Source organism: Acinetobacter sp. EKM10A (genome assembly GCF_011075215.1).
GTDB lineage: Bacteria > Pseudomonadota > Gammaproteobacteria > Pseudomonadales > Moraxellaceae > Acinetobacter > Acinetobacter baumannii.
The window spans coordinates 21,440-33,089 of record NZ_JAALLK010000011.1 but is presented as its reverse complement, the minus strand read 5'-3'; the positions used below and the strand labels follow the sequence as shown (position 1 = coordinate 33,089).

9 protein-coding genes are annotated in these 11,650 nt (G+C 39.6%); 5 read left to right on the top strand and 4 right to left on the bottom strand.

Translation table 11 applies throughout. From position 1 onward, the window contains the following. Nucleotides 1–129 precede the first annotated feature (129 nt). Both G9371_RS13570 and dxs read right to left on the bottom strand, forming a co-directional pair. Nucleotides 130–960, bottom strand: a complete 831-nt coding sequence (locus G9371_RS13570; protein WP_000433617.1) for an inositol monophosphatase family protein — start codon at nt 958–960, stop codon at nt 130–132. Nucleotides 961–1,082: 122 nt separating this feature from the next. After that, a complete protein-coding gene (gene dxs, locus G9371_RS13565) occupies nt 1,083–2,987 on the bottom strand; it encodes a 1-deoxy-D-xylulose-5-phosphate synthase (protein WP_000967377.1) in 1,905 nt (634 codons plus the stop codon). Between the two features lie 303 nt (nt 2,988–3,290). Here dxs and ribA point away from each other — a divergent pair, with 303 nt between their 5' ends. The 3 genes from ribA (at nt 3,291) to aroE (ending at nt 5,933) form a co-directional block, all read left to right on the top strand. Continuing rightward, nucleotides 3,291–3,893 (top strand): GTP cyclohydrolase II, encoded by a 603-nt coding sequence (gene ribA / locus G9371_RS13560; RefSeq protein WP_001121174.1) that lies wholly within the window; start codon nt 3,291–3,293, stop codon nt 3,891–3,893. A gap of 127 nt (nt 3,894–4,020) precedes the next feature. Then, a complete protein-coding gene (gene hemF, locus G9371_RS13555) occupies nt 4,021–4,971 on the top strand; it encodes an oxygen-dependent coproporphyrinogen oxidase (protein ID WP_001164616.1) in 951 nt (316 codons plus the stop codon). 173 nt (nt 4,972–5,144) lie between these two features. Next, nucleotides 5,145–5,933 (top strand): shikimate dehydrogenase, encoded by a 789-nt coding sequence (gene aroE / locus G9371_RS13550; protein ID WP_000166005.1) that lies wholly within the window; start codon nt 5,145–5,147, stop codon nt 5,931–5,933. 47 nt (nt 5,934–5,980) lie between these two features. Here aroE and G9371_RS13545 read toward each other — a convergent pair whose 3' ends face one another. Further along, nucleotides 5,981–8,284 (bottom strand): hypothetical protein, encoded by a 2,304-nt coding sequence (locus G9371_RS13545; RefSeq protein ID WP_029424134.1) that lies wholly within the window; start codon nt 8,282–8,284, stop codon nt 5,981–5,983. A 256-nt stretch (nt 8,285–8,540) separates the two neighbouring features. On the opposite strand from G9371_RS13545, the gene G9371_RS13540 reads away from it, so the two are divergent. Then, nucleotides 8,541–10,364 carry an acyl-CoA dehydrogenase C-terminal domain-containing protein gene (locus G9371_RS13540; protein ID WP_001112080.1) on the top strand — a complete coding sequence of 608 codons (1,824 nt, stop codon included), beginning with the start codon at nt 8,541–8,543 and terminating at the stop codon, nt 10,362–10,364. 71 nt (nt 10,365–10,435) lie between these two features. Here the strand turns inward: G9371_RS13540 and G9371_RS13535 are convergent, their stop codons facing one another. After that, on the bottom strand, nt 10,436–11,083 hold the full coding sequence (locus G9371_RS13535) for a hypothetical protein (RefSeq protein WP_025470149.1): 648 nt from the start codon (nt 11,081–11,083) through the stop codon (nt 10,436–10,438). A 253-nt stretch (nt 11,084–11,336) separates the two neighbouring features. On the opposite strand from G9371_RS13535, the gene G9371_RS13530 reads away from it, so the two are divergent. Further along, nucleotides 11,337–11,591, top strand: a complete 255-nt coding sequence (locus tag G9371_RS13530) for a PspC domain-containing protein (protein ID WP_000013717.1) — start codon at nt 11,337–11,339, stop codon at nt 11,589–11,591. The last annotated feature ends 59 nt before the right edge of the window (nt 11,592–11,650 follow it).

The following is an 11,650-nucleotide window of genomic DNA, read 5'->3' as shown; positions in this document are numbered from 1 at the left end:
GAAAGAATTTAAAAGTCATGTGTTTTAATCAACTTTCTCGGTATTTCTACTGTTATTTGTATTTTACCGACCATTAAAAAGTAAAACCCTCTATAAAAAGAGGGTCTTACTCAGAAATAATTTTTTAAATTATTTTGCAGCTTTGTCCCAAGCAGGAACTACAGTTTGCATTAATGGCTTTAACATTTTCAGTGAGCATGCAATCACTTGACCATTTTCAAGTGAATCATTACCACCACGTGCGTCAACCACAACACCACCAGCTTCCTTGATAATAAGCTCACCAGCAGCGATATCCCATGGTTTTAAGCCAAGTTCAAAGAAACCATCAAAACGACCAGCAGCAACATAAGCTAAGTCGAGAGCAGCTGAACCACCACGACGGATTTGAGCACCCGCTTGTGTTACCGCCAAGAGTGATGCGAAATGTTGTTCTGCATAAGACACAATTTCACCAGCACGTTTAGCACGGTAAGGGTGACCTACTGCCAAGAATGTATTTTCTAGGCTGTCTTTTACATTTACGCGAATACGACGCTGGTTCATCACTGCACCACGGCCACGACTTGCAGAAAACAATTCGTCACGTACTGGATCGTAAATTACGCCGTGCTGAGTAACACCTTTGTGCTGAACAGCAATAGAAATACAGAAATGAGGGAAACCATTAATAAAGTTTTGCGTGCCATCAAGAGGGTCGATCACCCAGCACCAGTCTGCATCGTGGCCTTTGCCCTCTTGCAAACCGAACTCTTCACCTAAGAAGCTATGGTTTTTATAACTTTTACGTAATGTATCAATCGTCAATTGTTCTAAATAACGATCTACACGTGTTACAGGACCATCAATGCCTTTCTCTTCAACTTGCAAATCGAGCTTATGACGATTTTGATGCGCTTTTAAAAGCTCTTGACCAACTGTTTGAGCCGCACGCGCAGCCATCACCACCATAGGTTCCATTGAACACCCACTACAATACAAATTTGAAGATTTTGACAAAGAATAATGCATAAAAGCGTATCCATTTTAGCAAATGAATACGCTTTTTGGGAAAAAATGTTTCGAAAAATTTTATTGAGGTATTAAACCACCTGATTTACCTTAAGCCATGCTCGCTCAATCGAGTTCAAAATACCCTTAGCATCTAAACCACAATCTTGTAGCATTTGATTATGTGTCGCCTGATGCAAGAACGAGTCTGGTAGACCTAAATTAATGATAGGTTTAACAATTTGTTCTTGAGCCATAAACTCATTCACTGCACTACCCGCACCACCCATAATCGCGTGTTCTTCAACTGTCACGAATAAATGAGTATGCTCAGCCAAGTCTCGAATCATTTGTTCATCAAGCGGTTTTACGAAGCGCATATTTACAACACACACACTGACTTCATGTTTTTGCGCAAATTGCTCAGCTGCTTCCAGAGCAACCATGACACGACTACCAAATGCTAAAACCGTAATCTGCTCATCACTGTTTGCTTTAATTTCTGCAACAATTTCAGCTTTACCCAATTCAAGAACAGTCATCTCTTTTTGGATTTCGACGCCCACACCTGCACCACGCGGATAACGTACCGCAGCCGGGCCATTATAGGCATAGGCTGTATGAAGCATTTGACGGCATTCATTTTCATCTTTCGGTGCCATGATCACCATATTAGGCACAGTACGCATATAAGCATAGTCATATGCACCTGCATGCGTTGGACCATCTTCACCAACCAAGCCTGCACGGTCAATACCAAAAGTCACGTCAAGATTTTGCAATGCGACATCATGAATAAGCTGATCATAACCACGCTGCAAGAATGTTGAATAAATGGCGACAACAGGTTTTAGCCCTTCGCATGCCATTCCTGCTGCAAGTGTTACAGCATGCTGCTCTGCAATCGCGACATCGAAGAAACGCTGAGGAAATTGCTTCGCAAATTTAACCATACCCGAGCCTTCACACATTGCAGGCGTGATTGCGAGCAAACGCTCATCTTGTGCAGCTTCATCACACAACCACTCACCAAACACATCAGAGTATTTTGGTGGTGTTTTCCCGCCCGAAGCAGCATTAATTTTGCCAATCGCATGGTAAGTAATCGGGTCTGCTTCAGCAGGAGCAAAGCCTTTACCTTTCTTGGTATAAACGTGAACTAAACGTGGACCTTTGCGTTTTTTGAGCGCGTTGAACACCTGAACCAACTGAGTGACATCGTGTCCGTCAAAAGGCCCGAAATAATCAAAACCAATTGCTTTAAATAAATTATCTGCCGCATCGGTTGCCGATTGGTGTAATCGAGAGTTATATGTCCATTTTGGGTGTGGCTGGATATAAGCTTCACCATGTTCATTGACATTAACTAAATGACCTTTTTCCCAAATTGCAGCTAAATGTTTGGCAAAGCCACCTGTACTGCAAGAAATCGACATATCGTTGTCATTGAGTACAACAATTAAATCTGCATCATGAGCAACAGCATCATTCATTGCTTCAAATGCCATGCCCGCAGTCATTGCACCATCACCCACAATACAAACGACTTCACATGGGTCTTTCTGATAGCGACGTGCCAAAGACATACCCAAACCAGCTGAAATAGCAGTTGAAGAATGCCCTACTCCAAAGGTATCAAAAACAGACTCTTCTCTGGCAGGGAAAGCAGCCAATCCATTTTTAGCGCGAATGGTCGTAATTTGTTCACGGCGTCCAGTCAGGATTTTATGTGGGTATGCTTGGTGTCCCACATCCCAAACTAAACGGTCATTTGGTGTATTAAAGCAATAATGCAGCGCTACCGTCAGCTCAACCACGCCGAGGTTAGCACCGAAATGGCCACCACTCTGGCCTGCTGCATATAAAATATATTGACGCAACTCATCAGCCACTTGTAGTAATTGGCTATGCTCGAGCTGACGTAATTGTTGAGGATGATCAATCGCATCTAACAATGGCGTAACAGGGCGTTGAGTTGGAATTTCGGTATACAACATATGTGGCAAAGCCTTTATAAGCCTGGCAAATCCTAAGCTGGGTCAAAATGGGTCGATCATACAATCGAATGAAGTCACCTTCAATCAGCCACATTTGCGAACGAGATCATGCAAAGCAGTCTCTCATACAGTATGGGTATGGTTGGCAGATTATCCTGAATAATCTGACTATTTATCAACTATTATCGTCTTCTTTATACAAAAAAGAAAACCTTAGTGTGCAAAATGATTATGACAATTCGACCAATCTCCCAGCATTACGCTATACTTTAAACCGTTTTCGGTTAAAAGATGAGTTAATCTGTGCCTATAGAGTTCATTGCAACATCAAAACTCCCGACCGCTTTTGGTGAATTCAATATTTCTGTGTTTCAAGATCCCGTAACAGGTGAAGAACATGTGGCACTTTCCAAAGGGTTAGAAAATCCGCCAACGGGTCCTGTTTTGGTCCGCGTACATTCTGAATGCTTAACGGGTGATGCGTTTGCATCATTGAAATGTGACTGTGGCCCACAACTACAAGCCACTCAGAAACTCATCAATGAAGCAGGACAAGGTGTAATTTTATACTTACGCCAAGAAGGACGCGGTATTGGTTTAACCAATAAAATTCGTGCTTATGCCCTGCAAGATCAGGGGCACGATACAGTAGATGCCAATTTACTACTGAATTTACCCGCCGATGCACGTCGTTACGATATGTGCAGTATTATGCTCGACCACTTAAAAGTGAAAGAAGTTAAATTAATTACCAATAATCCTTTAAAAATTCAGGCACTCAAAGATCAAGGTATTAATGTCGTAGACCGTGTACCTTTAACTGTCGGCCGTAACCCTTTTAATGAACAATATTTAAAAACCAAACGTGAAAGAATGGATCACCTTTACCAAAAAGATGATTTTTGATTTCGAGTCCAAAATTTAAAAATTATATTTAAGGGATTTTTTCAGGAATTAGAAAAAATCCCTTACTTTTTTTATGGATTTATGTTTTGATGTATCTAATCTATTTCGATCATCTTTGAGGGTCATTATGCAACATCCGACTTCAACAGATATTCAACGTGTCCGCGAATTTCTCCTCGATTTACAAGCCCGTATTTGTGCCGGTTTAGAACAACAAGAAAAAGCTGGTGGTGGGACAGCAGAATTTATCATTGATGATTGGGAGCGCCCTGAAGGCGGTGGCGGCCGTTCACGTGTACTGCAAAATGGTACAGTGATTGAAAAAGGCGGTGTGATGTTTTCACATATCAACATTAGTAAACTGCCTGCTTCTGCAACAGAACGTCACCCTCAAATTGCAGGGGCAAAAGCTCAAGCGCTAGGTGTGTCTTTAGTCATTCACCCTAAAAACCCGAATATTCCAACCTCGCATGCGAATGTCCGCTTATTCGTTGCAGAGCGTGAAGGTCAAGATCCGATTTGGTGGTTTGGTGGAGGTTTTGACTTAACGCCATTTTATCCAGATGACCAAGATGTTTTAAATTGGCACCAAGCTGCTTATGACCTGTGTAAGCCTTTTGGTGACAATGTTTATGCTGAACATAAAAAATGGTGCGATGACTATTTCTATTTAAAGCATCGCGATGAACAACGTGGTGTGGGCGGTTTATTCTTTGATGATTTAAATTGCTGGGATTTTGAAACCTGCTTTAAATATATTCAAGCCGTAGGTAATGGCTATTTAAATGCGATCTTGCCAATTTTCGAAAAACACCGCGAACAGCCTTATACCGAAGCTCAACGCGAATTTCAGCTTTATCGCCGTGGCAGATATGTGGAATATAACTTGGTGTATGACCGCGGTACGTTGTTTGGATTACAAACAGGTGGCCGTATTGAGTCGATTTTAGTTAGCTTACCTAATCTAGCTGCATGGTCTTATCGCCCTGAATGGGATGAAGACTCTCCAGAGAAGCGTTTAACTGACTACTATTTAAAACCTCGTGATTGGTTAGGTTTAGAAGAAAAAGTCGCCTAATTTTTTGTTTTGGGGATTCTTTGGCTTCCACCCTAAAGAATCTCCTTTTTTGATTTCTATTTGCCTTCATTCAAATATTTTTTCTTGTGCTATTTTGACTTATAGTGAGGCCTGCTGAATATTCAGTGCAGGCTCTATCTGCTTTATGCCATTTTAAAATTTTGGATACAAGAATGACCAAACAGTTTGCAGTAATTGGCAATCCGATCGAACAATCACGCTCTCCTGAATTGCATCATGCTTTCGCTGAAAAAACAGGTGTTGATCTAAACTATCAAAAACGACTTGCTCCTCTTGACGGTTTTGAATCGAGCATGCGAAGTTTTTTTGCAGAAGGCGGCAGTGGTATGAACGTTACTGTTCCTTTTAAAGAGCAAGCTTTTGCTTTATGTGATGTGTTAACCGAGCGTGCTCAAATTGCTAAAGCTGTAAATACCTTATGGATGGAAAATGGCAAATTGCATGGTGACAATACAGACGGCCAAGGCTTAGTTGCCGCAATTCAAGCTTTAGAATGGAATCTTGAAAATACAACTATTTTAATTTTAGGAGCTGGTGGCGCAACGCGTGGTGTTATTTATCCCCTTGTACAGGCTGGTGCCAAAAAAATCGTCATTGCAAACCGAACTTTAGCTCGTGCAGAACAACTTGTAGATGACTTAAAAACAGCAGTTCCACAAGCCCAATTACAAGCAATTTCCCTAAATGATTTAGAAGGCGATTTTGATATTGTGATTAATGCAACTTCGGCAAGTCTTTCAGGCGATGCTTTACAACTACCTGAAAAATTAAAATTTAAATATGCCTATGAAATGGCTTATGGCAAACCTTCTAGTTTCCTTGATCAAGCGAAACAGCGTAATGTGCCTTATGCGGAAGGTTTTGGCATGTTAGTAGGCCAAGCTATTGAAGCCTTCTCTATTTGGAATGGTGTACGACCACAATTAAAAGATTTTCTATAAACCAAAAAAAGAACCTACATATGTAGGTTCTTTTTTTATCTTACTCATTATTTTTTAGCGGCAACCATTTGCTTATAAACTTCTCGGAAAATTTCATAATCGATAAATTCATTATGTTCAGGTTTTAAGTTCTGAATTGTTTTTTCCGAAAGCTGTTTTTTACGAGCAGCCACATAAACATTCCCTAAAATATCAGCCGTTTCTGATAACAGATGCTTTTCTTCAGCAGAAATACCATTTTGTTTTTCAAACTCTGACTGATACTGTTTTGAGAAAAGTTGGGCTGGCTGTTTATATTGCTTCTGTAGCTTCTGCCAAGCTTCACGCCCTGTTTTACCTTGTATAGTCGTTAATACAATATGATCTACAGCACGTCCTAACTCGTGGTCAAACTGATCATCTTGTTCAAGATGATGTTTTTTCTGTAAAGCGGTAATACGCTCTAAGGCTTTTCCTTGAGGATTATATGTATCTTCATCAGAGAACCAGTAAGCATAAACCTCAGCAATTTCTTGGAGTTGTTGAACTGAGTAATACTTAATATATGACGGTTTTTCGGCAGTCAATTTGGCAATAAATACTGCTTTATAAGTTTTGTCATAAGCATGCATTGCATCATAGGTTTTATCTGCAAGTACAGCCAGATTTGCATCTAAATCTTGTACATCACTATGTGTGCCCACAGGGTGCTCTGAAACATCACTTTGCCCAAGCTTTTCACTAAAACCTTTAATAAAGTTTTCCAGCATAGAACCTTTACTTGCTTCAGCCACAGATTTAGCTTGTTTAAGCTGCTGCTGATCAATTGAAGTCGCTTTCCCATAATTCAGAATTTGCATATCCGCTTTAATATTGAAGCGGTGCTTAAACTCAGCTGGCGTATAATCAACATCGTAATCCATATTGACTGCACGGCCTTTGTCATCTAAAGCCACATCAATTGTGATTGGGTTTCTTTGCTTCGGTAAAGCTTGTTCAATTTCATCCTTATGTTTTAACCAAAGAGCTTTGAATGCTTCATCATTAATAAACTGGTTTTGGTTATAAGCTTCAAAAGTTTGCTTTAAAGCGTCCTGACGAGACTTGATTTGCGCTTTTTGAATACTTGTATCGCTCTGATCCAGGACATCAATACCGTAGATTTGGCAATAATTAATATCCCCTAAAGCGACCGGGTTTTTAAGTGATTTTAATTCAATACATTGATCTTCCGTCAGTGCAACTACTTCTTCATTTTCTGAAGTTTGTTCAGTCTCTGCTACAGCTACATCACTCGCCTCTTCACTAGAAGCAGACTCTACTTCCTCATCTTCAGAAGTAGAGGTATTACCTAAATGAGCATTAACAAGGGAGTACAACTGTTGGCTAACAGCAGCGGCGTCATCAGAAGAAACCTTTTGTTCTTCTTTACCTGCAGTGCCTTTTTTCGCATCAGAAGCAGCAATCTCTGCGGCAAGCGTTTCAGCAAGTTTTTCCTCATCAAGACCTAAAACACTTTTTTGAAGATATTTTTCATTAACTTGCCCAAACAAATCTACTTCTAAAAGTAGTTGCTCAACCGTCGTCTTTAAACGAATTCTTTCAACCGCCCCTGCTTTACGATCAGCCTCAGTCAACGATACACGTTGTAGGTTTTGCGGTTCAGCTAATCGGTATGAAACAGCACTTGAAGCTTTAAGGTATTCAATAAACTTCTTCTGATCGACATTTTTAAAGAAGGCTTTATATTTTGAGAAATCAACATAAGCTAAATTATTTTGATTATCTTTATTGACCAAATATGGCATCAAACCAAAATAATTTATGTAGAACTTATAATTCTCAAGATCAAGCACCATTGGCAATTTTGCCTGAACTAAAAGTGTCGGTTTTTCATATCTAGCAGTTAAATTAAATGAACCCATTTTTTGACGATAATGTATCGAGCCGTCATAACTAAACTGAAGATCATTTAACAAATTAAATAATACGGTATTAATTTTTTCAGAACGTGCTGATGAAGTCAGTCCCCAATCACCTTGTTCATTTGCAATCGCCGCATATAAGGTTTGTTTCTGTGCTTTACTTAAGGCAACTTTTTGCTCACGTAAATATTGATCAACTTTCTTTTGTAATTCAGCATCTAGCTTAGCAGTATTCTCAGCTTTTACATTTTGCTTTATTTGTGAAGGATCAACGGTAATTTTAAAGTTTCCGCGATAATCATAACTTGGGTATTCATACATCGCATTAACACTTTGAATGGCTTTTTGCTCTAAACTCGCAGATGCCACCTGTGGACGCACGCCGTGTTGTGCACATGCCGTCAAGCCCAAACTAAATAAACATAAACTGAGATATTTTAAATGCATAACCTTTTTTAAAACCTTATCGCTTTATCTTTTTAACAAAACTTGCTAAAAATAAAAAATTAGTTGTTTTTTCACATAAAAGTATAAGTCCCGACTTTAGCAGAAATTATAATTTCAGGTGTATTTATTTTCGACAAAATTCGCTTTTCTGACATTCCTTTCGGGTGCGATTAACATTGTATTTTTATCATGCGAGTGAATAATCAAATCATCGATTCAGATAATCCCACAATGATTCAAAATTAGGATTAAAGCCATGCCAGCATATAAAGCTCCGCTACACGATATCCGCTTCTTAATGAATGAAGTACTAGACTATCCTGCTCACTACAAAACTTTATCAAATGGTGAAAGTGCAGATCCTGATACAGTAGATATGATTCTTGAAGGTGCAGCAGATTATTGTGAAAATGTACTGTCTCCACTTAACCAATCTGGCGATGAAGAAGGTTGCCATTTTGACAACGGCGAAGTTAAAACACCAAAAGGTTTTAAAGAAGCTTATGACCAGTTTGTAATGGGTGGCTGGCAAGGCCTTTCTTATCCTGAAGAATTTGGTGGTCAAGGCCTACCAATGTCTTTAAATCTGATTAAATCAGAGATGATGGGTACTGCGAACTGGTCATTTACCATGTATCCAGGTTTAAGCTCAGGCTGTATGAATACTATTTTGCAATTCGGTACAGATGAGCAAAAACAAACGTATATGCCGAAACTTGTTGAAGGTACATGGAGCGGCACAATGTGCTTAACCGAACCTCAATGTGGTACAGACTTAGGTCAGGTAAAAACCAAAGCTGAACCACAAGCTGACGGCACTTATAAAATTTCTGGTACAAAAATCTTTATTTCTGCCGGTGAGCATGATTTAACAGAAAATATTATTCATATTGTGCTTGCACGTCTTCCAGATGCACCAGCAGGTACTCGTGGTATTTCATTATTTATCGTCCCTAAATTTATCCCAACTGCGGATGGCGGCGTAGGTGAACGTAATACTGTAAGCTGTGGTTCAATCGAACACAAAATGGGTATCCGTGCTTCTGCAACTGCTGTATTGAACTTTGATAATGCAACAGGTTACCTCATTGGTGAAGTAAACAAAGGCTTACATGCCATGTTTACCTTTATGAACACAGCGCGTATTGGTACTGCGGTTCAAGGTATTGCCCATGCAGAGTTATCTTTCCAAGGCGCTCTACCATATGCCAAAGAACGTATGTCTATGCGTGCCCTTTCAGGTAAAAAAGATCCAGATAAAGTTGCTGATGCAATCATTCACCATGCTGACGTACGCCGCATGTTATTAACTCAAAAAGCAATCGCTGAAGGTGGTCGTTCAATGATCTACTACGCAGCACAGCTTGCTGACAAAATGACAGATGCTTTGACACGCGGTGACCAAGCTGCATTTGAAGATTATGACGATAAACTTGGTTTCTATACACCAATTTTAAAAGGTTTCTTGACCGAGCTTGGCCTAGAAGCTGCTAACCACGGTATGCAAGTGTACGGCGGTCATGGTTACATCAAAGAATGGGGTATGGAGCAAATCGTACGTGATGCCCGTATCTCTACTCTGTATGAAGGAACAACTGGTGTTCAAGCACTTGATTTGATTGGTCGTAAAGTGTTGTTAAGCTCAAAAGGTAAAGTAGTTCGTGAATACACTGCTGAAATCTTAAAGTTCTGTGCTGCACATGCTCGTAATAAATACTTACGTCGTTTTGCTTGGGACTTAACAAAGCTTTGTGCTCAGTGGAACACTTTAACTGTTCGTATCATGCTTGCTGCACGTAAAGACCGTGACATCGTATCTTCTGCTTCTGTAGATTTCTTGATGTTCTCAGGCTATGTGATGATGGCTTATTTCTGGGCACAACAAGCAGTTGTCGCTTCTGAAAAATTAGAAGCAGGTAATGGCCAAGAAACTCCTGAGTTCTATAAAGCAAAAATTAAAGTTGCAGATTTCTACTTTGACCGTTTATTACCACGTGCTCAAGGTCATGCAGAATCAATGGTAACGACTTCTCGTACGCTGACTTCATTACCAGCGGAACACTTTAGTTTCGACTACTAATGATGTATAGACTCTAAAATCAAAAGAGCGCAATTGATATTGCGCTCTTTTTTATTTTGCTAAAATTGGCTTTACTCTTTATCAAGTACATAAGCTTTTGTAGGAACAAAATAATTTTGTTCCAAAAACTCACGGTTTTTACCAAAATCGCTATAAAATAATTTTTCTAAATTTACGACTAATCTTTGTTTTGCATCAATATCAAAATAGAAGTTAACATCTGATAAAGGACATTGAATCGTTAACTCATGAGCGGCAGGTTCGACCTTCCATTTCAAGGAAGGACATAATTGATTGATGACTGCGCTTTTTGAGCCATCTTTACTACCAACACGACCAAAATGAACAACATTCCAATACGCAGTTCCATCAGGTAATAAATTTAAAATATATTCTGCCTCGCCTGTTTCACAATCGGCAAAATTATCTTCACATGAAATACGAGTGTGATAACGGCCTGCATATTGTTGGTCTGCTTCGGATAGTTTTGAGCTTTGACCTGGGACGCCCTCAGGCAAGAAAGTTCGCCCCGCTGCATCATCTAAAGTTTTAACCTTCGTGGTGCTTTTAATCAAACTATCTTCATGTCTAGAAGTCGTTGCTACCGCGGAGTGATCTTTAGAGTCGGCATGATTTACATCGCAGGCACTTAACCCCATACACAAGATGGCTGCCACACCCAAATGTTTCATTAAAAGACCAGACCACTTCAAAGACATATACATCATTCACATACAACAGCAATGCTACAGTTCAACCTTATTGTTCAGGAACGATATCATCGCTGCTACAAACACTTTCAGCCCCGAAACAGTGCATTTTAGTAGATGTTGCTTTCATTGATTTAAACCATTTACATATTTTAACCATTTTTAGTTTTGTGAACCTTTAATTCATTCGGATTGGCTCCATATTCTTATTAACCAAGTGAATAAATGATTCCTTGTAACTTATATATTTGAGGAGACTTAGATGGCCAATTCTGGTTTATATCGCTCGAACCGACAAAGCATGATCGCCGGTGTAATGGGCGGTATTGCTGAACGTTTTGGTTGGAATGCAAATTTATTACGCATTATTTTTGTGTTAGTTTCGATAATGAGCGCGGCTTTTCCAGGGATTTTAGTGTACTTAGTTTTATGGTTGGTAATTCCTAAAAAACAGCCAGAACAAGTGCAAGGTTATCAACAACCTGTTCGCACTGTACGAGAAGAACAAATACATTAAATAACTTAGTTTATTTTGGTCGCTACGGTTGCATCCCCTAATCAACCGTAGCTTTTTTT

Coding starts and splice junctions, on each gene's coding strand:
- G9371_RS13570 (WP_000433617.1), bottom strand. CDS start 960: ATGGAACCTATGGTGGTGATGGCTGCGCGTGCGGCTCAAACAGTTGGT.
- dxs (WP_000967377.1), bottom strand. CDS start 2,987: ATGTTGTATACCGAAATTCCAACTCAACGCCCTGTTACGCCATTGTTA.
- hemF (WP_001164616.1), top strand. CDS start 4,021: ATGCAACATCCGACTTCAACAGATATTCAACGTGTCCGCGAATTTCTC.
- aroE (WP_000166005.1), top strand. CDS start 5,145: ATGACCAAACAGTTTGCAGTAATTGGCAATCCGATCGAACAATCACGC.
- G9371_RS13545 (WP_029424134.1), bottom strand. CDS start 8,284: ATGCATTTAAAATATCTCAGTTTATGTTTATTTAGTTTGGGCTTGACG.
- G9371_RS13540 (WP_001112080.1), top strand. CDS start 8,541: ATGCCAGCATATAAAGCTCCGCTACACGATATCCGCTTCTTAATGAAT.
- G9371_RS13535 (WP_025470149.1), bottom strand. CDS start 11,083: ATGTCTTTGAAGTGGTCTGGTCTTTTAATGAAACATTTGGGTGTGGCA.
- G9371_RS13530 (WP_000013717.1), top strand. CDS start 11,337: ATGGCCAATTCTGGTTTATATCGCTCGAACCGACAAAGCATGATCGCC.